Source organism: Pseudomonas sp. CFBP 13602, from assembly GCF_014842725.1.
GTDB classification, from domain to species: Bacteria; Pseudomonadota; Gammaproteobacteria; order Pseudomonadales; family Pseudomonadaceae; genus Aquipseudomonas; species Aquipseudomonas baltica.
This window is the reverse complement of sequence record NZ_JACYVT010000006.1, coordinates 35,569-54,858: the sequence shown is the minus strand read 5'-3', so window position 1 is coordinate 54,858 and position 19,290 is coordinate 35,569. Positions and strand designations below refer to the sequence as shown.

Annotated in this window: 17 protein-coding genes and 1 pseudogene; 10 read left to right on the top strand and 8 right to left on the bottom strand. The window is 60.6% G+C overall.

Annotated features, from left to right (window positions below; all coding sequences use genetic code 11):
• Positions 1-63: 63 nt before the first annotated feature.
• Complete coding sequence (locus IFU31_RS13625; RefSeq protein WP_122477338.1) at positions 64-474, bottom strand: DUF3597 domain-containing protein; 411 nt, start codon at positions 472-474, stop codon at positions 64-66.
• A gap of 239 nt (positions 475-713) precedes the next feature.
• Between IFU31_RS13625 and IFU31_RS13620 the strand changes: the two genes are divergently transcribed.
• Positions 714-1,082, top strand: a complete 369-nt coding sequence (locus IFU31_RS13620) for a histone-like nucleoid-structuring protein, MvaT/MvaU family (RefSeq protein WP_122477336.1) — start codon at positions 714-716, stop codon at positions 1,080-1,082.
• A gap of 88 nt (positions 1,083-1,170) precedes the next feature.
• A complete protein-coding gene (locus tag IFU31_RS13615; protein ID WP_122477334.1) occupies positions 1,171-1,500 on the top strand; it encodes a hypothetical protein in 330 nt (109 codons plus the stop codon).
• 3 nt (positions 1,501-1,503) lie between these two features.
• Here the strand turns inward: IFU31_RS13615 and IFU31_RS13610 are convergent, their stop codons facing one another.
• On the bottom strand, positions 1,504-3,045 hold the full coding sequence (locus tag IFU31_RS13610) for an IclR family transcriptional regulator domain-containing protein (protein ID WP_244657681.1): 1,542 nt from the start codon (positions 3,043-3,045) through the stop codon (positions 1,504-1,506).
• Positions 3,046-3,213: 168 nt separating this feature from the next.
• Between IFU31_RS13610 and IFU31_RS13605 the strand changes: the two genes are divergently transcribed.
• From IFU31_RS13605 to IFU31_RS13595, 3 genes are read left to right on the top strand one after another with little or no spacing between them, the layout of a single operon-like run.
• Positions 3,214-4,563 carry an MFS transporter gene (locus IFU31_RS13605; protein WP_192103258.1) on the top strand — a complete coding sequence of 450 codons (1,350 nt, stop codon included), beginning with the start codon at positions 3,214-3,216 and terminating at the stop codon, positions 4,561-4,563.
• Positions 4,564-4,573: 10 nt separating this feature from the next.
• Positions 4,574-5,548 (top strand): hydroxyacid dehydrogenase, encoded by a 975-nt coding sequence (locus IFU31_RS13600; RefSeq protein ID WP_192103257.1) that lies wholly within the window; start codon positions 4,574-4,576, stop codon positions 5,546-5,548.
• 35 nt (positions 5,549-5,583) lie between these two features.
• Positions 5,584-6,228: an RraA family protein gene (locus IFU31_RS13595; protein WP_122477329.1), complete on the top strand. Its 645-nt coding sequence runs from the start codon at positions 5,584-5,586 to the stop codon at positions 6,226-6,228.
• A gap of 54 nt (positions 6,229-6,282) precedes the next feature.
• Here IFU31_RS13595 and IFU31_RS13590 read toward each other — a convergent pair whose 3' ends face one another.
• The 4 genes from IFU31_RS13590 to IFU31_RS13575 all read right to left on the bottom strand — a co-directional run bounded on the left by IFU31_RS13590 (position 6,283) and on the right by IFU31_RS13575 (position 11,406).
• A complete protein-coding gene (locus tag IFU31_RS13590; protein ID WP_192103256.1) occupies positions 6,283-8,514 on the bottom strand; it encodes a xanthine dehydrogenase family protein molybdopterin-binding subunit in 2,232 nt (743 codons plus the stop codon).
• On the bottom strand, positions 8,511-9,506 hold the full coding sequence (locus IFU31_RS13585; protein WP_192103254.1) for an FAD binding domain-containing protein: 996 nt from the start codon (positions 9,504-9,506) through the stop codon (positions 8,511-8,513). Before IFU31_RS13585 ends, IFU31_RS13590 begins: the two co-directional genes overlap by 4 nt.
• A complete protein-coding gene (locus tag IFU31_RS13580) occupies positions 9,506-10,081 on the bottom strand; it encodes a (2Fe-2S)-binding protein (protein WP_240998780.1) in 576 nt (191 codons plus the stop codon). The genes IFU31_RS13585 and IFU31_RS13580 overlap by 1 nt, the downstream gene beginning before the upstream one ends.
• A 467-nt stretch (positions 10,082-10,548) precedes the next feature.
• Complete coding sequence (locus IFU31_RS13575) at positions 10,549-11,406, bottom strand: AraC family transcriptional regulator (RefSeq protein WP_425311950.1); 858 nt, start codon at positions 11,404-11,406, stop codon at positions 10,549-10,551.
• A gap of 227 nt (positions 11,407-11,633) precedes the next feature.
• Here IFU31_RS13575 and IFU31_RS13570 point away from each other — a divergent pair, with 227 nt between their 5' ends.
• Positions 11,634-12,866 carry an MFS transporter gene (locus tag IFU31_RS13570; protein ID WP_244657676.1) on the top strand — a complete coding sequence of 411 codons (1,233 nt, stop codon included), beginning with the start codon at positions 11,634-11,636 and terminating at the stop codon, positions 12,864-12,866.
• A 37-nt stretch (positions 12,867-12,903) separates the two neighbouring features.
• Here IFU31_RS13570 and IFU31_RS13565 read toward each other — a convergent pair whose 3' ends face one another.
• Positions 12,904-13,797 (bottom strand): LysR family transcriptional regulator, encoded by an 894-nt coding sequence (locus tag IFU31_RS13565; RefSeq protein WP_122477321.1) that lies wholly within the window; start codon positions 13,795-13,797, stop codon positions 12,904-12,906.
• A gap of 99 nt (positions 13,798-13,896) precedes the next feature.
• On the opposite strand from IFU31_RS13565, the gene IFU31_RS13560 reads away from it, so the two are divergent.
• The 3 genes and pseudogenes from IFU31_RS13560 to IFU31_RS13550 all read left to right on the top strand — a co-directional run.
• Entirely contained in the window at positions 13,897-15,066 is a 1,170-nt protein-coding gene (locus IFU31_RS13560; RefSeq protein WP_192103253.1) for a mandelate racemase/muconate lactonizing enzyme family protein, read from the top strand.
• Positions 15,067-15,167: 101 nt separating this feature from the next.
• On the top strand, positions 15,168-16,475 hold the full coding sequence (gene dctA, locus IFU31_RS13555) for a C4-dicarboxylate transporter DctA (protein ID WP_122477318.1): 1,308 nt from the start codon (positions 15,168-15,170) through the stop codon (positions 16,473-16,475).
• Between the two features lie 229 nt (positions 16,476-16,704).
• Positions 16,705-16,965: pseudogene (locus IFU31_RS13550) on the top strand (NAD(P)-binding domain-containing protein); the annotation flags it as partial.
• 232 nt (positions 16,966-17,197) lie between these two features.
• On the opposite strand, the gene IFU31_RS13545 reads toward IFU31_RS13550, so the two are convergent.
• Positions 17,198-18,130 carry a LysR family transcriptional regulator gene (locus IFU31_RS13545; RefSeq protein WP_122477317.1) on the bottom strand — a complete coding sequence of 311 codons (933 nt, stop codon included), beginning with the start codon at positions 18,128-18,130 and terminating at the stop codon, positions 17,198-17,200.
• Between the two features lie 121 nt (positions 18,131-18,251).
• Between IFU31_RS13545 and IFU31_RS13540 the strand changes: the two genes are divergently transcribed.
• Positions 18,252-19,178: an alpha/beta hydrolase gene (locus IFU31_RS13540; protein WP_163007542.1), complete on the top strand. Its 927-nt coding sequence runs from the start codon at positions 18,252-18,254 to the stop codon at positions 19,176-19,178.
• Positions 19,179-19,290 lie beyond the last annotated feature (112 nt).

The following is a 19,290-nucleotide window of genomic DNA, read 5'->3' as shown; positions in this document are numbered from 1 at the left end:
ATGCAAGAAAGCCCGACCGGGGTCGGGCTTTCTTATAAGCGGTGCAGCACGCTGAGCGATATATCAGTTCAGCAATTCCGCAGGCACGGTGCCGCCGTTTTCAGCGAGCTTCTTCATCACAGCAGAGTGCAGCCAGGTGTTCATGGCTGCCGAATCATCGGTCGAACCGGTGTAGTGCAACTCTTCGGCAAGTTCCTTGCGCGCGGTCAGGCTGCTGTCCAGGCCAAGCAATTTGAGCAGGTCAACGATCGACGTACGCCAGTTCAAAGTTTCGCCGTGGCTGGCCGCCATGGCTTCGAGCTTTTGAGCGACATCCACCTGGGTGATCGGCGCAGCGGAGGGCTGGTTCGTGACGGTAGTGGTGGGCGATGCACCTGGCGCAGGAGCAACGGGAGTTTGTGTAGAAGCGTCTGCGTCCGGAACAGCGTGCTTGCCGATACCCAGTTTCTCGAGGATGCTGCTGAAAAAGCTCATTTCGTATCTCCAGATTTCTTGGCTGCTGCCGTGGATTCGACAGCCTACTTAAGACCTGACACCCCTGGTCGCCGAAAAGTTTAATCGAGCCTGCGACATTCCGTGTCCTCGACCGGATACGAAGCTGGCCACATATTGTAATAAACGTTATTTAGTTGTGGCATCGGTGCGCACACTGCGCCAGAATCACGCCTCGATACCTTTACCTTTTTATCCACGATCCATGCCTGGGGATACTCATGTCCAAACTTGCTGAATACCGTCAACTCGAACGTCATCTGGCCGAACAACTTGCAGCACTTGAGGCCATGAAAGGCGACAAGGGCCTGGAACAGGAAATCGAGTTCGAGACCAAGTTGCGTTCGCTGTTGGGCGAATACAATAAAAGCCTCAGGGACATCGTTTCCATCCTCGACCCGCAGCAAGGCGGCAAACCAGTCAAGGCCAGCGCAGCGCCTGAAAAAGCCACGCGCAAGCCGCGCTCGCTGAAAACCTACAAGAACCCCCACTCGGGTGAAGTCGTCGAAACCAAAGGCGGCAACCACAAGACCTTGAAGGAATGGAAAGCCGAATACGGCTCCGACACTGTTGAAAGCTGGTTGAGCTAAGCCACACCCACCGGCAAGCAGCGACCTACGGCCCGCTTGCCGGATTGCATCACCCTCCCCTCACACCGTCCTTGTCGATGATCCCGCGATGTATCCCACCACACCCGATGGACGCTATTTCGTCGTACGCGGCCGGCTCTGGCGATGCAGCAACCCTGCCCTGCCCGAAGCCGTGCGCGAACATTGGGTCAAGGTGCTCATGGATGCACGGCGAGCGGTCAAGGCCGCCAAGCACTCGGAAGATCCCGAGGCTCTCGTAAAAGCCCGCGCGCAGGTCGATGTCGCCAAGCAGGCCTTGGGCGAGCGCGGGGAAGTGTGGTGGGACGACGGCAGCGCCGACGTCAACCGACGCATGGCGCGCAATACACAATACGCGGATTGGTACGCCGGGCTGGATGAGGCTTCACTACAGAAGTAACCCTCAGGCGGCCTTCACACCCAATGACAACAGGCGCTCTATCCGGGTGGTAGCTTCGCGCATGCGTGTCAGCAGCAGCGGCAAATCAAGCTCGCTCTTGCGGTACTGCGGGATCGTTGCCGAGATCGACCCTCGTATTCGACCGTCTACGAAAAACGGCACAGCCAAACCGAAAGCCCCCAACACACGCTCACCTTCACCCGTGGCCCAGCCTCTGGCTCTTATGGCTTCCAGGTCTGCCCTGAGCAACTCGCGGGAGGTTATGGTCGCGTCGGTGATCCTCACCAGGTCAAGAGATTCTGCTACCTGGCTGTCGCAGTTGGCCAATACCGCCTTACCCGCCGCACCCGCGTACAGTGGCACTTCCACGTTCACCTGCAGCTTGTATTGAATGGGTCGCCAGCCTTGGATGACGTCGAGAAATTCAGCCGTGCCAGTAGCCTCGTCATAGGAAAGCAGCGCTATGGTCTCGCCGGTTTCCTGAACGAGTGAAGAAACGATCCGGTGGGTCATGTCGGCAAGGTCACGGTCTGCAGCGGTGATTCGCGCCGCCCATTGATAGAGCTTCGGGCCTGGGTACAGCGTGCCTGCAACCCACCTGACGACACCGGCCTGACTACCTGACTCGATCAATCGCTTGGCTGTGGCCGCGTTACACAGCAATTGGTCGTGCAGATCCACGGAGTTTTTCACGCCTTGGGGGAAGGCGCACGCCAGCAACAGGAGTCGCTCCAGACGACCGACCGTAGATTTGCTATCCGGCTCGATGACATCAGGCAGGCGTTGAATCCGTTCGACGCTTCCAGATTCCATGTCTGCCTGTATTCGAGCGATGACGTGCTGCGCATCTGCCTCCCAGGCTCGAGGTTGCGCCGTTTCCGTGCTGCTCGCGCAGTGAACGGAAACCGCTACCACAAGCCCATTCGCCATGCGCCTGACCGAGATCGACGACGCGCGCGGAAACTCGGATTCCGACAACAGCCCAAGCTGTTCATGCTGAGACAGCGCATAGGCAGCGACATCGGATTCCCTATCCTGGGAAGAAAGGTCGTCGGCAAGGAATCGCTGGAATGCGCGTCCAATGTCGCCGAAAGCGAGCGGATAAAGCGCGCCCAGCGCGGGTTTGAATATGAGCGCCGCCTTGGCTTCGCTGCAGGCGGCAATGAAGTACCCGCCTTCGTGTGGACAGCAGACTGACACCAATGCCGTGCACCTCGATGCTGCTGCCAGATCACCCAACGATCGTGAGCCGCGCCCCAGAAGCGTGCTCGCATCACTGAGCGTCCTGGCCAAGACATCGACTCTCGGCCCTACTGCGTACTTGCCCGTTCCTGCCTCGGTCGCCAAACCAACTTCGACCAAAGACGCCAGGATCCGATTGACCGTGCTGCGACTCTCGTCGAGTTCTGCCGCCAGTTCACGCACCCCCCAAGGCTCGGCGCCCGAGCGCCTGACAAGCGCGTCCACGACCTGAATCAATCGGGTGTGGCTGGAGGCAGTTGCCGCAGTCGAGGAAGTGACGGAAGAGCAGCTTGATGAGGACATCATGAGTCGAATCGAGGGTTTGGGCCCCCATTCTGGGGTGTAAAGCTGCCGCAGGGCAATTACACGTGACTGTTGACAAGCTCCTCGAGCTTCTAGAAGCTAGCCAAAACAAGATCAGGACACTGTCCCATTTTTTGAATAGATAGTGTTCTATAACCCGAGGTGCCCATGAATAACAACAATGCTGTGGCCGAGCCTGTCCGGTCTGCCGTCGATCAGACGGAGCAAACGCGCAAAGCCAAGAAAGCCACTAGAGCGGCGGTGTTCGGCACCTTCGTCGAGTACTACGACTTCAGCGTCTACGGTTATGTGGCTGCGACCCTGGCGCTGGTTTTCTTCCCCTCGGACAACGCGACTACAGGCCTGCTGAACACTTTCCTAGTGTTCGGCTCTGCATTCCTGGTCAGGCCCTTGGGTGCCATCGCCTTTGGCTGGCTGGGCGACAAAGTAGGAAGACGCTTCAGCCTGATCGCCAGTATCACGCTGATGGGCATTGCCGCCACGCTGATCGGCCTGCTGCCTGGCTACGCGCAGATCGGCGTGTGGGCGCCGATACTGCTGGTCGTGCTGCGCATGCTCCAAGGGTTCTCGGCAGGCGGCGAAATCGGCGGCGCCGCAAGCTACATCCGCGAGTGGGCGCCGCCCAAACGCCGCGCCTTGTACATTTCCTTTCTGCCCTCCATCGCGCAATTCGGCAAAGGCCTGGCCGCAGCCATAGCAGGCCTCGCAGCGGCGGCCCTCACGGATCCCGAAATGCTTGCCTGGGGCTGGCGCATTCCTTTCCTCCTGGCGCTTCCGCTCGGGATCATTGGCCTTTACATGCGGCTGAGCATCGAGGACAGCCCCGAGTTTGCGTCGAAGAAAAACCATACCGAGGTCAAGCAAGGCCAGCCCTTCGCGGAGTTGCTGCGTGACTACCGCAAGCCATTGCTCAAAGTGATCATGATCGCGATGGTGCAGAACATCGGCACCTACATCGGCACCGTATTCATCGCAGCCTATTTCAGTTCGATCCTGGGCTATTCGAAAGGTCAGGCATCCACCATCGTGCTGGTCGCGGTGATTCTTGCCGCGTTCCTGATACCTCTGGCTGGACAACTGGGCTCCTATCGCGGCGGCAAGTCCATCCTGCGCTACGCCTACGTTGCCTATGCCGTGCTCTCGATACCCTCCTTCATGTTGATGCAGCAAGGCTCGGTGAATCTGGCCATGGCCGGTTTGGCGCTGGGCATGATTCCCTACGCGCTTTGCCAGGCCGGTACCTACTCGGTCATGCCCGAATTCTTCCCGATGCACATCCGCCACACCGGGGTGGCGTTCGGGCACAGCGTAGGTGCGGTCATCGGCGGAGGCTCGGGCCCGTTTCTGGCTACCTGGCTGATCGGCGCCACCGGCAATCAGTCCACGCCTGCATTCATCCTGTGCGCATCAGGCCTTCTGGGGCTGATCGTTATCTCGACCGTTCGCAGAAATCCGCCCGCGGCTACCGATGATGCCAACACCCACCAATTCTCCTGAGGTGACGATGATGCCTTTGATCTATGTAACGAGCCCGATTCATCCAGATGTATTGCAGGCACTTTCGTCTACAGGCGAGGTGCGACTCGGCTACGGCCCGAACGCAGTCCCGTACACCGACATTCAGCAACAGGTCGATGCCGTGTTCCTGCGTGGTGGCCATATATCCGCGCAAATGATTGCGGCATCACCGAAGCTGCGGATCGTGGCCAGACACGGAGCGGGTTATGACAATGTCGACCACCAGGCGGCTGCCGAACGGGGTGTGTGGGTCACCAACACGCCAGGGGCCAATCGCAGAAGTGTCGTGGAGCATGTGTTTGCCCTGCTGCTGGGGGTCAGCCGCAAGCTGCAACTGGCCACCGATCAGACTCGTGACAGGGTCTGGGCAGCGGACCGTCTGTCCCTGACCGGAATAGAGCTTGAGGGGCGTACCCTGGGCCTGATCGGCTTCGGTGATATCGGCCAACATGTCGCGCCGGTTGCCGAAGCGTTCGGCATGAATGTATTGGCGACCGATCCTGCCTATGACGCAAGCTTCGACGCCCGGCTGGTCGATCTCGACACCCTGCTGGCCAAGGCCGATGTGGTAAGCCTTCACGTGCCTCTACAGTCGAGTACCCGGAATCTGATCGGTCGACCCGAGCTAGCACAGATGAAGGCTGGCGCGATCCTCATCAATACCAGTCGCGGCGGGGTCATCGATGAGGCGGCTGTCGCCGACGCCTTGCGCAGCGGCCAGCTGGGCGGCGCAGGGATCGACGTTCTGGCTGCGGAAAACGCCGACATGATCAACCCGTTCAGCTGCAACACGTTCCCCGTTTCCGACCTGCCCAATCTGCTCGTGACACCTCATGTCGCAGGGCAAACCAACGAGTCGTTGCTGCGTGTCGGCATGAGCGCTGTGGACGCCATTCGCGCCGTGTTGCGTGGCGAGCCGCCCTTGCATCCGGTCAACGAGCCCGTCTCCCGAGCGTTCGACTGACGACGCCCGCTAAACGCAACCCTGCCGAGGTCAACATGTTCATCAATGCATCCGCTGCAAACATCACCGTGAGCGAAGACTGGCCCAGGGCTTGTCTTGCGCAGCTCGAGGAAATATCACAATACCCCGTCGCGCTGATCGGCGACGTGCTGCAACGCATGGGGATGATGGCATCTGCCATCCACCACGTCGCTGGCAAGGCATCGTTTCATGGCACGGTTCTGCCGATTCAGACCTGGGAAGGCGACAACCTGGCCATCCACCGCGCGTTGGACGATGCCAAGCCAGGCGATGTACTGGTGATCAACGGCAACGGCGAAATCAATCGCGCGGTGTTCGGTGACTTGCTCGGAGAAATATGCCTGGCGCGTAAAGTCGCCGCCGTGGTCATCGATGGCGCGGTTCGAGACGTGGAAGAACTGAGCGTGATGGGGCTGCCTGTCTACGCGCGGGGCGTGAATCCTGCCGGACCTTCCAAGCACGGTCCAGGCCAGGTCGGCACGCCGGTGGCGTGTGGCAACGTGGTGTGCAATCCGGGTGATGCCATCGTGGGAGACAGGGACGGCGTCATCGTCATTGGCCGCCACCTGATTGCGGCGCTCGCCGATAGACTTGAGGCCCAGGCCGGGATCGAAGCGAAGCTCAGGGAAAATATCAGGGCGAGCATCGTCGAAGCATAGCCAACGAAGCCGGCAATACCGCGCCGAGAGAACCCCCGGCGCGGCAACGAGCGATCAAACGCTGACGGTCGGCACCTGATCCATCAGTTTTTCCAGGCTGATCGGCAGGTCACGCACACGCTTGCCGGTGGCATGGTAGACCGCGTTGGCCACAGCAGCCGCCAAACCGGTCACACCGATTTCACCCACACCACGCGCACCGTACTCGTTGAGGTTGTAGTCGGGGTAATCCAGCAGGATCACATCGATGTCCGGCTGATCGGCGTGCACCGGCACCACATACTCCGCGTAGTTGTTGTTCACCGGCATGCCATTGCGCTCGTCGTAGTCGGTCGACTCGAACAGCGCCATGCCGACGGCCATGACAATGGCGCCTTCGACCTGATTGCGCGCGGTCTTGGCATTGATGATCTTGCCCACATCGATGGCGCTGACCACGCGCGACACGCGCAGGCGGGAGATACCCGGATCCCAGCGCACCTCGACGAAATGCGCGCCGAACGAGCTGAATGCGTGTTTCTTGGTGTCGGCCATACCGGTATGGGCCTCGCCTTCGGCACTGGCGATCTTCAGCTTCTTGAGTACTTCGGCGAACGCCAGGCTGGTCGAACCGTCCTGCAGGCGCCCGTTGCTGACCGTGATCGCTTCTGGCTTGGCATTGGCCAGCCCGCCCTCTTCCGAAGCGGCGAAGCTCTTGAGCTGTGTGAGCGCGGCGCGCGTTGCCTCTGCCACGGCCGGCAAGGCACTGGCGGTCATCCACGAGCCGCCGGAAACAGGCGCGGGCGGGTAGGAAGAGTTGCCCAGCTCTACCGTAATCCGCTCCAGCGGCAGACCGGTGATGTCACTGACGCACTGGGCAAGCACCGTGTAGGTGCCGGTCCCAATGTCCTGAGCACCGCAGTACACCACCGCGCGACCGTCGGAGGTCAACGAGACCCGCGCTTCGCACGGCGTGCGGAAGGCATCCCAGTTGCACTGCGCCATGCCGTAGCCGACGATCTCATGGCCATCGCGCATGCTGCCGATACCCGGCGTGCGCTTGGCCCAGCCGAAACGCTCGGCGCCTTGCGCCAGTGCTTCGCGCAGATGGTTGCCGGACCACGGCAGTTTCTCCTGCTCGTTCTGCTCGGCCCAGTTCAACTGGCGAAAGGCGAGCGGGTCCATCTTGCAGCGTTCGGCCAGTTCGTCGATGGCCGACTCCAGCGCAAACAGGCCAGGGGCTGCGCCTGGAGCACGCATCGAGGTCGGTGCGCCGCGGTTGACCTGAACCGTGCCATGGGTCACTTCGACGTTTGCACACGAGTACAGGCTGGCACTCATGCCCCCGCAGTTCTCGACATACTGGTCGCCGATCCCGGTGGTGTTGAGCGATTCATGACGCAGGGAAACCAGCTTGCCCTTGCCATCGGCCGCCAGGCGCATGCGCTGGCGGGTCTCCGGGCGATGCCCTACCGTGGTGAACATCTGCGCTCGCGGCAGCACTAGTTGCACCGGTCGGCCGACGATCTTGGCTGCTGCGCAGGCAGCTACCGAGTGCGGCCAGATCCACAGCTTGCCGCCGAAACCCGAACCAATGAACGGCGCACGCACTTCCACGCGCTCGGTGGGCAGGCCGAAGATCTGCGCCAGGGTGTTGCGGTGAACCACGACCGACTGGGTGGATTCATACACCACCAGTCGACCGTTGTCCCACAGCGCAACGGTGGCGTGCATTTCCATGGGGTTGTGGGTTTCCACAGGCGTCGTATAAGTGGCATCTACCGTCTGCGCACCGCCATCGAAGGCGCTCGCAGGATCGCCACGCTTGTGGCCCTGCCCGCCGTCGGCGGCTGCGCGCCGCTTCAGCCCCTGCTCCAGATTGGCGGCAGCCGCGCTTTCGCTGTAGCTGACCTTGACCTTGTAGGCCGCTTCGCGCGCATGCTCGAACGTGTCGGCAACCACCAGCGCCACGAACTGCCCGGCATAACGCACGACGTTGTCCTCGAACGGCAGCCTTTTCTCATCGGTACGCGAGCCTGTCAGCACCCCTGCCAGGGAGAAAGGCACGGGCGAGGTGTGGAACGCCTGGGGAAAGTTGCCGTGGTGCAGAATTTCCAGCACGCCGGGCGAGCGGCGCGCCGCCTCGATGTCCAAAGATGTGATCGAGCCACTGGCCACCGTGCTGTAGACGCCGTAGGCGAAGACCATGCCCTTGGGCTGATGGTCGGCCGCATACTGCGCGCTGCCGGTGACCTTCAGGCGACCGTCGATGCGGCGTGGGGATGCCCCCATGATTGACTCGCTCATGCCATGGCTCCTGTGCTCAGGGTGGAGAGGTTGCGCACGATGGCCTGCTGCCCAAGGGGAATCTTGTAGGCGTTGTGTGCATACGGCTTGGACCCTTGCAGCGCGATGGCTGCGGCCTTGGCGAAGTTTTCCGGGGTAGCGGCCGCACCGCGCAGTGCGCGCTCGGCTTCCAGCGCACGCCACGGCTTGGTGCCGACGCCGCCCAGGGCAATGCGGGCCTCGCGAATGACCTGCCCGTCCATGACCAGAATCACCGCGCTGGAAGCCAGCGCAAACTGGTAGGACGCGCGATCACGCAGCTTCAGGTACGCAGACTTGCCGTTGGCCAATGGCGCATTCAGCGTTACATGGGTAATCAATTCGTCAGGCTGCAGCGCATGCTCTTTCCACGGCGTGGCGCCCGGCAGCAAGTGGAAGTCCTGGAAGTCGATCTCGCGTTTGCCGTTGGGGCCTTTCACCTGCACGGTCGCACCAATCGCCGCCATGGCCACGCACATGTCCGAAGGATGGGTGGCAATGCACTGGTCGCTGGTGCCCAGTACCGCGTGCACGCTGCGGTTGTGCCCGCCGATGGCAGCACAGCCCGAGCCGGGCACACGCTTGTTGCAGGCGGAAACGCCGTCGCGGAAATAATTGCAGCGCACCCGCTGCATGACATTGCCGCCGGTGGTCGCCTTGTTGCGCAGTTGCGTGGTGGCCCCGGACAGCAGCGCCTGGGACAGCACCGCGTAATCACTTTTGATGCGCGGATGATTGGCCAGACGAGTGTTGCTGACCATGGCGCCGATACGGGTCCGGCCATCGCTCAAGGTTTCGACCTGATCCAGCGCCAAGGTATGCACGTCGATGACCCGATCAGGCTGCATGATGTCGATCTTGACTAAATCCAGCAGGGTCGTACCGCCGGCAAGAAACGCCGTGGCTTCATTGCGGGCATGGGTCGCAACGGCCTGTTCGGGGCTGGTTGCGCGGGTGTATTCCAAGGCTCTCATCAGCTGGCTCCCTGTACTTTGCCACGGGCATCCTGCACGGCGGCAAGGATGTTCTTGTACGCGCCACATCGGCAGATGTTGCCACTCATGGCCTCGCGCACGCTGGCGTCGTCGGCGCCGATGTCCGGGTCCTTGATGATGGCCGCAGCGGTCATCATCTGGCCCGAGGTGCAATAGCCGCACTGGAACGCGTCGTGGGCCCAGAACGCCTCCTGAATCGGGTGCAACTGACCATTGCGCTCCAGACCTTCGATGGTGGTGATGTCATCGCCCTGGTGCATGGCCGCCAGGGACAGACAGCTGTTCACCGGCTGACCATTGATGTGCAGCGTGCAGGCCCCGCACTGACCGTGGTCGCAACCCTTCTTGGTGCCGGTGAGCATCAAGCGGTCGCGCAACACGTCCAGCAGCACGGCATTGCCGGGCACATTGAGCGTGTGCGGCTGGCCGTTGACCTTGAGCGTGATCCGCTGCTCGCCCTTGGCCAAGGGCTTGTCGCTGTCGTCGACAGGCGCCAGCTGGGCGGCCTGGGCCCACACCGGGGCGGTGGCAGCGGCCATGCCGGAGATGCCCATGGTGCGCAGGAAATTGCGCCGCGAGGGTGTGGTCAGTTCCTTGAACAGCTCACCTGAACCCTCTGGTTCGGAGGAAATCTTTTCGGTCGGATCGGTCATGTTGCGGTCCTCATCTATTTTTTTATGTCTCGAATCACGGTCTTGCTGCGTCTAGTGCAGACACCTGGATCACGCCATTGGTTGAGGTCGTACGTCAGGTGACAAGACACTATGGTTTCAAAGCGTGTCGCGGATCACGCCATTGACGACCCGCACGATGCCCGACATGGCAACGAGGGCAGCTGTTGCCGGGGTCTTGCAGAGCGGGTTCAAACCTGTGGGGGCGCTCATGCGCTGCGGGAAACGTCACTCCGTTCGCCGATCCGGCGACTCAGTATGCGGTCGACCACGGAGCGCCACTTGCCCAATCGAGTGGCGTTCTTGCCTATTCCAGTGGAAGCGACGAGGTATGCGCGAGCGCAGCCAGGCTAGCCGTTTCCGCGCAAGGCCGCGATGTCGCGCTTGGGTGGCGCGCCGAACAGACGACTGTACTCGCGACTGAACTGCGACGGACTTTCATACCCAACCTTGAAGGCTGCGCTGGACACGTCCTGATGTTCATTGAGCATCAACCGCTTTGCCTCGTTGAGCCGCAGCCACTTTTGATACTGCAGCGGGCTCATCCTGGTAAGTTGGCGGAAATGATGATGAAAGGTCGGGGTACTCATCTGCACCCTGGCTGCCAGTTCGTCGACGCGCAGCGCTGACGTGTAATTCAACTTCAGCCAATCGATCGCTCTGCCTATGCGATAACCCTGCCCGTCCACCGAGGTGATCTGCCTCAGCCGACCCGCCTGGTCGCCTTGCAGCAGGCGATAGTGGATTTCGCGCTGGATCAGTGGCGCCAGCACAGGAATGGACTGCGGCTCATCGAACAGCGCCAGCAGCCGTTCGAACGAGGCCAGCAATGGCAGCGTTACCGAACCGATACCCACGCCCTGGACCGCGGCACGATCACGGATGGGCGGCAGATCACCCTGCGCTATCAGTTCGGCCAGCATGCGCATATCCAGCTTGAACGTCAGCCCCAGGCATGGCTGCTCGTGGCTGGCCACCAGCACTTCGGAGTTGGCAGGCAGATCCAGCGACGTGATCAGAAACTTCGAGGTGCTGTAGCGATAACCTTCGCCCCCCACCCACAGCTGCTTTTCGCCCTGAGCAACCAGAATGATGCTGGGCTCGACCATGCAGGTCATGGGCGGTGCCGGGCAGTCGCGTCGAAAAAAACCAAGACCTGCGATGTCCGTTCGGTAATCACCGGGCGCCTTGGTGTGCGAGGCGATCATCCGCGTCAGCGTTTCCTGCGTCGATGAGCCTGGACCAGTCGTGTCGAATTCGTTCGTCATATTCACCTTGCTCCCGTGTCACGAACTCTAACTCGCCTCTGCTCGTTCGTCCCGCCATCCAGTGCAGACTCATAGGATCAGGCAAGTAATCCAGTGCAATGCGCTACAGAGAGACTCACCGGGCCGAGACAATGGCCATCGATAAATCTCTGGAGAAGACCTCTCGAATGAACCGATCTTCGACCTCCGCCACCCACACCGGTGAATCATGGGGCGCCGTGTTCGCCATGTCGCTCGCCGCTTTCGTGCTGGTGGCCTCGGAATTCATGCCCATCAGTCTGCTCACACCCATCGCGGCGGACCTGCACATCACCGAGGGCCAGGCCGGCCAGGGCATCTCCGTATCAGGGCTGTTCGCGCTTTTCACCAGCCTGCTGATCGCATCGGTGGCCGCTCGGGTCGAGCGCAAACCGCTGCTCGTTGCACTTACCCTGCTGATGATCGTTTCCGCAGCCGTCGTTGCCTTTGCGCCCAACTATTGGGTATTCATGGGCGCACGCGCCCTGATCGGCGTCGCCATCGGCGGGTTCTGGTCATTGTCGGCAGCGACCGCCATGCGCCTGGTGCCTGAAGGCCAGGTCACCCGGGCGATGGCTATCGTCAACGGCGGCAATGCTCTGGCAACGGTCGTGGCAGCGCCCCTGGGCAGTTTTCTCGGCGCGCTGATCGGCTGGCGCGGTGCCTTTCTGGCCCTTCTTCCCGTGGCCGTGATTGCCTGTGCATGGTTGTTGGTGAGCCTCCCAACCCTGAAAGCGCGCAGCGAGTCGGGCACCGGCAACGTTCTCACGCTGATGAAACGCACCCCGGTCGCCCTGGGCATGGTCGCGGTAAGCGTATTTTTCATGGGTCAGTTCATGCTCTTCACCTATCTGCGTCCGTTTCTGGAAACGGTCACACAGGTCAGTGTTTCCATGCTTTCGTTGATGCTGCTGGTGCTAGGCCTGGCCGGGCTTGCCGGCACGTTCCTGATCGAAGCCTTCCTGAAAAATGGCCTGCATCGAACGCTGACCGTTATCCCGATCCTGATGGCCGCCATCGCCATGGCACTGTTGTCATTCGGCAGCTCGACGGTCATCACTACGGTACTGCTGGGGCTTTGGGGAGCGGTTGCGACTGCCGCACCGGTGGGATGGTGGACGTGGCTGGCAAGAACCCTTCCGAACGATGCGGAGGCAGGCGGTGGCTTGATGGTTGCGATCATCCAATTGGCCATCGCGTCCGGGGCCATCGTCGGTGGGCTGGTATTCGACGCAAGCGGCTACCGGGCGACTTTTGAAACGAGCGCAGGGTTGCTCGGCTTGGCAGCGGTGCTTGCCTTTCTGGCGGGACGCGCGGCAACCCGGGCAGCTGCAGGCGGCACGTCGGGGACAGCGCGGCCCTGTGCACCGGCTGCCAGATAGGCGAAACGCCGACTCGGCGTATCGCACAACCGATGCGTCAGGTGACAGATGGCAGATCCATACCCGCTCTCGCCCAGAACGCTTCCGCGGACTGACCCAGGTTCGCTTTCGGCCGGGTCAGGTGCACTTCCAGCGGTATGTCCCAACTCTCATCGAGCGCCCTCACCAAGCGTCCCTCGTGAAGCTCCTGCTCGGTCAGGCTCTTGGGCAACCAGGCCACGCCTTTGCTTTCAAGGGCCATGGACATGAGCACCGCCGCCAGGTGGCTGCTGAACAGCGGCTGCAAGTGCAGATAATCCTCTTTGCCGCGCAACCTGTGGGCGACGATCCGCCCCAGCCCCGACTCATGGGTATAGGCAAGGTAAGGCAGCGCAGCGGGCGAGGTATCGAAGTGTGAGGAGGCACTGGCGAGCGGTACCAGAACGTCCTCTGCGACCTTCTTGCTGATGAACTGATCGGGCGCCAGCAGCGGCGGAACATCGGGATGACGATGGCACAGCAGAAACTGGACCTGGCCGTGTATCAGCATCTGCTCGCAGACAGCCATGCTGTCGGAGTGAAGCTGGACCGCTTCGATAGGCGCACCGGCTTCCGAACTGCGCAGCCACCTGGGGAAAAACGTGAATGACAGCGAGTGAGTAGCGGCGAACTTCAGTGAGCGTGCCGACACGCCCGCCACTTCCTGCGCCTCGTTGCGCAGCCGATACAGGTGGCGCGCCGCCTCCTGTGCACCGGGCAGAATCTGCCTCCCCGCCTCTGTCAGGGTCGCGCCATGGGGCGTGCGGATGAACAATTCCACACCCATCCAGTTTTCAAGCGAGCGGACCCTGCGGCTGAAGGCCGGCTGGGTAATGTGGCGAGCTTCGGCGGCGCGCACGAAGCTGCCGTATTCGGCAAGCGCCGAAAGGTCTTCGAGCCAGACGAGTTCCAAGGGCCATGCCTTCTGTGCATAGGGTTGGGCATTAATAGCATTGGGCGGGTGACTTCGCAAAGCCTAACGTGGGGCCACAACCCATAAGAGGAACCCTCCATGCGCATCGTCGACATTCGTGAGAAGACCGTTTCCATCGCCTCCCCCATTGCCAACGCCTACATCGACTTTTCCAAAATGACCTGCTCGGTCGTGGCGGTGATCACCGACGTGATCCGCGATGGCAAACCGGTCATCGGCTACGGCTTCAACTCCAACGGTCGCTACGGCCAGGGTGCGCTGATGCGCGACCGCTTCCTCGCCCGTATCACCGAAGCCGACCCCGATACACTTGTCGATCATGAAAACGACAACCTCGACCCGTTCGCCATCTGGAAAGCCCTGATGACCAACGAAAAGCCTGGAGGCCACGGCGAGCGCTCGGTGGCGGTCGGTACCATCGACATGGCGGTGTGGGATGCGGTCGCCAAGATCGAAGGCAAGCCGCTGTATCGCCTGCTGGCTGACCGCTATCGCAACGGCGTGGCGGACGACAAGGTCTGGGTCTATGCCGCCGGTGGCTACTACTACCCCGGCAAGGACCAGACCAAGCTCAAGGCCGAAATGCAGAGCTATCTGGACCGTGGCTACGACGTGGTCAAGATGAAGATCGGTGCGGTGCCGCTCGATGAAGACATCCGGCGTATCGAAGCAGTGCTCGAAGTGGTCGGTGATGGCCGGCGCCTGGCGGTCGATGCCAATGGTCGCTTCGACCTGCAGACCGGTATCGCCTACGCTGAAGCCATCAAGAAGTACAACCTCTTCTGGTACGAGGAAGTCGGCGATCCGCTGGACTACGCCCTCCAGGCCGAACTCGCCAATCACTACGAATTGCCCATGGCCACCGGCGAAAACCTGTTCTCCCACCAGGACGCTCGCAACCTGCTGCGCCACGGCGGCATGCGCCCCGACCGTGATTTTCTGCAGTTCGACTGCGCACTGTCCTACGGCTTGGTCGAATACATGCGCACCCTGAAAGTAATGGAAGACATGGGCTGGTCATCGCGCCGCGTGGTCCCGCACGGCGGCCACCAAATGTCATTGAACATTGCCGCGGGCCTGCACCTGGGTGGCAACGAATCCTACCCGGATGTGTTCCAGCCGTTCGGTGGCTTCGCTGACGGTCTCCAGGTCGAAAACGGCTATGTCGGCCTGCCGGACATTCCCGGTGTCGGTTTCGAAGCCAAGTCGGCCCTCTACGCCGTCATGCGCGAGCTCGGCGAAGGCTGATCGCTTCCCTCTGCGGCCTGTGCCAAACAGGCCGCAAACGCTGGCGTCAGGCACTGACGTCACGCCACACGCCCATCACAACAATAAAATGAGGTGCTCTCGTGGAAATCTCCAGAACCCGCTGGTATGGCCAGCTGTACGTGCAAGTGTTGATAGGTATCGTCATCGGTGCCGCCATCGGTTACTTCGCACCCAACATCGGCGCCAAGCTGCAGCCGTTTGCCGATGGCTTCATCAAACTGATCAAAATGCTGCTGGCACCGATCATCTTCGGCACGGTGGTGGTCGGTATCGCCAAGATGGGCAGCATCAAGGAAGTCGGACGCATTGGTGTGAAAGCCCTGATCTACTTCGAGATTCTGTCGACGATTGCGCTGGTCGTCGGGTTGATCGTGGTCAACATCGTCAAGCCCGGCGTCGGCATGAACATCAATGTCAGCGCCCTGGATGCCAGCGCCATCAATAAATACAGCCAGGCCGCCAGCGAGCAAGGCGGCACCGTCGAGTTCTTTCTCAACATCATCCCGCACACGTTCATCGGCGCCTTTTCCAACGGCGTGATGCTTCAGGTGATACTGCTCTCGGTATTGATGGGCATTGCCCTGGTTCAGTTGGGCGAAACCAGCAAGCCTCTGATCAATACCATCGATCTGTTCCTGCAAGGCCTGTTCAAGATCGTCGCCATGGTCATGCGCCTGGCCCCGCTCGGCGCCGGTGCCGGCATGGCGTTCACCATCGGTAAATACGGTATCGGCACGTTGCTCTCACTTGGGCAATTGCTGGTGGCGCTCTACATCACCACGTTGATATTCATCGTCGTGATACTGGGCACGGTCGCCAGGTGGTCAGGCATGCCGTTGATGCAGTTCCTGCGCTACTTCAAGGATGAAATCCTCATCACCCTGGGCACCTGTTCGACCGAGGCCGTGTTGCCCCGCATGATGGTCAAGCTGGAAAAACTGGGCTGCAAGAAATCGGTCGTGGGGATGGTTCTGCCGACCGGATATACCTTCAATGCGGACGGTACCTGCATCTACCTGACCATGGCCGCGATTTTCATTGCCCAGGCAACCAATACGCCACTGACGTTCGCGGACCAGATGATTCTGCTGGCGGTATTCCTGCTGACGTCCAAAGGCTCCGCAGGCGTGGCAGGGGCCGGGTTCGTGACGCTGGCCGCAACGCTCACCACTATCCATTCCATTCCTCTGGTTGGCCTTGTCCTGCTGCTGGGCATCGACCGGTTCCTCAACGAGGCCCGGGCTGTCACCAACCTGATCGGCAATGGCATCGGCACCATCGCGATCGCCAAGTGGGACAACTCGTTCGATGTCGAGGTCTGCCAGCGTGAGCTAGCCGCCATGAAAGACGAAAAGGCTGCCAGGAAAACGCTGCTGGCGCAGAAATGACCCATTGCCGAGCCGGCGTTGGCGCGGGTTTCAAAGCACCGGTTGACAGCAATCACCTGCCGTTTACGAGCGACGTGTGGTCGTCGATCTGACTCGACAGACGAAACCTGGAAGCGGCCGTCCGAGCCGTCACTCGCCAGATCAAGTCAGCCTGCCACCTCGATGAGTGCGGCATGGACGCGCTTCATCACATGCTCGACGCCCTTGGCCATGGAGCAAATGACTGAGGATTTTAACCCCCCCTCAACACAATCAGGAGAGACACAAATTGAACATCGGAATAATCGGCGCCGGCAATATTGGCGCGACCTTGGCGCGCAAACTTGCAGCGGTGGGTCATACCGTCAAACTGGCCAACTCCAAAGGCGCCGACAGCATCCAGGCGCTCGCCCATGAGATAGGCGTACACGCAGTGACCAAGGAACAAGCGGTCTTGGAAGTGGACGTGGTCATTCTTTCGATTCCTTTCGCCAGCTACCCCGATCTTAAGCAAACATTGGGCGGCGCGACCTGAGGCGACAGAGTCGCCGGGGGCTCAGGTAAAGCTACCCATGAACCCCTGTCGCAGCTCCTTCCCGAGGGGGATAGGCCCCAGCATCGATCCCGACCCTGCCCGAGTCCGATATCGCTGAAGGGCAGCGGCAAACCTAGGCGCCGCCGGGTACCTCTCGCAGAGCCTCCAACCCCTGAAAAGCAGGCCGAACCACGGAAGGCCTGTGTACTCAAGGTCGGGCAGCGCCAGCGCGTTGTTCCCAAGGTGGGCAGGGTGACCAAGCCTCTACAAGCTTATCGATGAAGAGTCGAATCTTTGGAGAGAGGTGTCGCTTGCTGGGGTAAATAACCCGAATGGGCTCTGCGGCCTCTGCATATACGGCGAGCAATTGAACGAGCTTGCCGTTTCTCAAATCCTCATTTATCACGTAAGACGGCAGCGTAGCGATGCCCAGCCCCGCGACAACAGACCGGTGCAACGACTCAGCGCTGTCCATTTGCAGCCTTCCACTACAAGTGAACGATACACAGCGCCCATTCACTCGAAAATTCCAGGGAAGCAATCTTCCACCACTCACGAAATGCAGGCACTGGTGCTCGGATAAATCCTCAGGCGTTTCAGGCTCTGCATGGTCAGCCAGATACTGGGGTGAGGCGCAGGTGATCATTTGTTGGTAGGCCACCGTGCGCGTCAGTAAACCAGAGTCTTCCTTGGGCGGACCGATGCGCATGGCCAAATCAAACCCCTCATCGATCAGATCGACCAGCCTGTCGGAAAAACTGATGTCGACGCTCAGCGCAGGCCATTCTTCGAGACAGCGCTCGACGTGCTCAAGGATATGAAGCCTGCCTAGCGCGACAGGCAAGCTCATCCGCAGCCGTCCACTGGGTGTCGAACGGCGAAACGCAAGGGCATCCTCTACCTCGTCCAGGTCCTGCAAAACACCCACACAACGCTCATAAAGAACCTGGCCGTCATCCGTCATGCTCAAACTGCGCGTGGTGCGATTGAGTAGACGTACCTGTAGACGCGCCTCGAGCCTGACTATCGATTTGCCTACCGCTGAACGAGTGAGGCCAAGTTGCTTGGCCGCCGCAGTGAAGCTTCCAGCGTTGACCGAGCCTACAAAAGCGGCGATATCGTTTAGGTTGTGGAGTTCCATATGGCCTCTCTGTCCTCACCGCCAGGGCGGGCTGGCGCCTTCAATGGGGAACCCTATTCCCCAATACCAAGCATAGTATCTCGATTAGCTTATCCACACCCAAAGATCAATTGAGGTCATTATGAATATAGAAGTCCAAGCAGCCGTCCAAACCTGGGCCAACAGCCTTAGCGATCTGGTACCCGTTCTCAAGGGAATCGATACGACCACAAAGCTAAGCGACATCCGCGACGCCTACGCAAAAATGCTCGGACATAATCCAGCGCCTGATGGCGTCAGGTTCGAAGCAGTCGACATGGGTGGAGTGCCTGGCATCCTGGTGACTCCGCAGGAGATCAAAACCGACGCGGTAGTGATGTACATTCACGGCGGGGCTTACATCGTTGGCCGTCCAGACGGTTACCACGGGATCGGCGGCAATTACGCGAAAATGCTGGGCGCTCGTGTATACATGCCGGACTACCGCCTTGCCCCTGAGCATACATTTCCAGCGCCCATCGACGACACATTGCGCGCCTACGAGTGGTTGCTCGAGCAGAACATTCCGGCCAGCAAGATTGCCTTTTCCGGCGAGTCAGCGGGCGGCGCGATGGTTGTCAGCGTAATGGTGGCGGCAAAATCCAAAGGCTTGCCATTGCCTGCCGTTGGCTCCTCGATTTCGCCGTGGGCAAACCTTGAACACACCGGCGCGACCATGAGTAATCGTGAAGGACTGGATCCGCTGAACTCCAAGCCCGTGCTGGATATTCTCGCCAGAGCGTTTCTGGGCGACACGCTGGCCAATCATCCTCTGGCCTCTCCGGTCTTCGCGGACGTCACAGGCCTTCCGCCGATTCTGGTGCAGATAGGCGAAAACGAGTTGATGTTGACTGACGCCATGCGTCTTGCAACTCACCTTGCCGATAACCGTGTTCGCGTCAACCTGGAAGTATGGCCTGCGATGTTTCACGCCTGGCACTTTTACGCCGCGATCTTGCCAGAGGGTCAGCAGGCCATGGAGAGTTCGGTGCGTTTCATCGAGAAAGGGCTGGCGGATGCCCACGGCTGAAACCCAGAACACTCACTGCAGAAGGATCATTGGATAAGTTGATGCGGGCTCACGCGATTGCATCGGACGGGCGGGCCTCATCAGAACATCGTCTAACGGACTGCTCAGTACG

What these genes read in the sequence shown, in the direction of transcription:
- IFU31_RS13620 (WP_122477336.1), top strand. Translation starts at nt 714, where the DNA reads ATGTCCAAACTTGCTGAATACCGTCAACTCGAACGTCATCTGGCCGAA.
- IFU31_RS13600 (WP_192103257.1), top strand. Translation starts at nt 4,574, where the DNA reads ATGCCTTTGATCTATGTAACGAGCCCGATTCATCCAGATGTATTGCAG.
- IFU31_RS13570 (WP_244657676.1), top strand. Translation starts at nt 11,634, where the DNA reads ATGAACCGATCTTCGACCTCCGCCACCCACACCGGTGAATCATGGGGC.
- IFU31_RS13615 (WP_122477334.1), top strand. Translation starts at nt 1,171, where the DNA reads ATGTATCCCACCACACCCGATGGACGCTATTTCGTCGTACGCGGCCGG.
- IFU31_RS13595 (WP_122477329.1), top strand. Translation starts at nt 5,584, where the DNA reads ATGTTCATCAATGCATCCGCTGCAAACATCACCGTGAGCGAAGACTGG.
- IFU31_RS13605 (WP_192103258.1), top strand. Translation starts at nt 3,214, where the DNA reads ATGAATAACAACAATGCTGTGGCCGAGCCTGTCCGGTCTGCCGTCGAT.
- IFU31_RS13560 (WP_192103253.1), top strand. Translation starts at nt 13,897, where the DNA reads ATGCGCATCGTCGACATTCGTGAGAAGACCGTTTCCATCGCCTCCCCC.
- IFU31_RS13540 (WP_163007542.1), top strand. Translation starts at nt 18,252, where the DNA reads ATGAATATAGAAGTCCAAGCAGCCGTCCAAACCTGGGCCAACAGCCTT.
- IFU31_RS13590 (WP_192103256.1), bottom strand. Translation starts at nt 8,514, where the DNA reads ATGAGCGAGTCAATCATGGGGGCATCCCCACGCCGCATCGACGGTCGC.
- IFU31_RS13625 (WP_122477338.1), bottom strand. Translation starts at nt 474, where the DNA reads ATGAGCTTTTTCAGCAGCATCCTCGAGAAACTGGGTATCGGCAAGCAC.
- IFU31_RS13610 (WP_244657681.1), bottom strand. Translation starts at nt 3,045, where the DNA reads ATGTCCTCATCAAGCTGCTCTTCCGTCACTTCCTCGACTGCGGCAACT.
- IFU31_RS13585 (WP_192103254.1), bottom strand. Translation starts at nt 9,506, where the DNA reads ATGAGAGCCTTGGAATACACCCGCGCAACCAGCCCCGAACAGGCCGTT.
- IFU31_RS13580 (WP_240998780.1), bottom strand. Translation starts at nt 10,081, where the DNA reads ATGGGCATCTCCGGCATGGCCGCTGCCACCGCCCCGGTGTGGGCCCAG.
- IFU31_RS13545 (WP_122477317.1), bottom strand. Translation starts at nt 18,130, where the DNA reads ATGGAACTCCACAACCTAAACGATATCGCCGCTTTTGTAGGCTCGGTC.
- IFU31_RS13575 (WP_425311950.1), bottom strand. Translation starts at nt 11,406, where the DNA reads ATGATCGCCTCGCACACCAAGGCGCCCGGTGATTACCGAACGGACATC.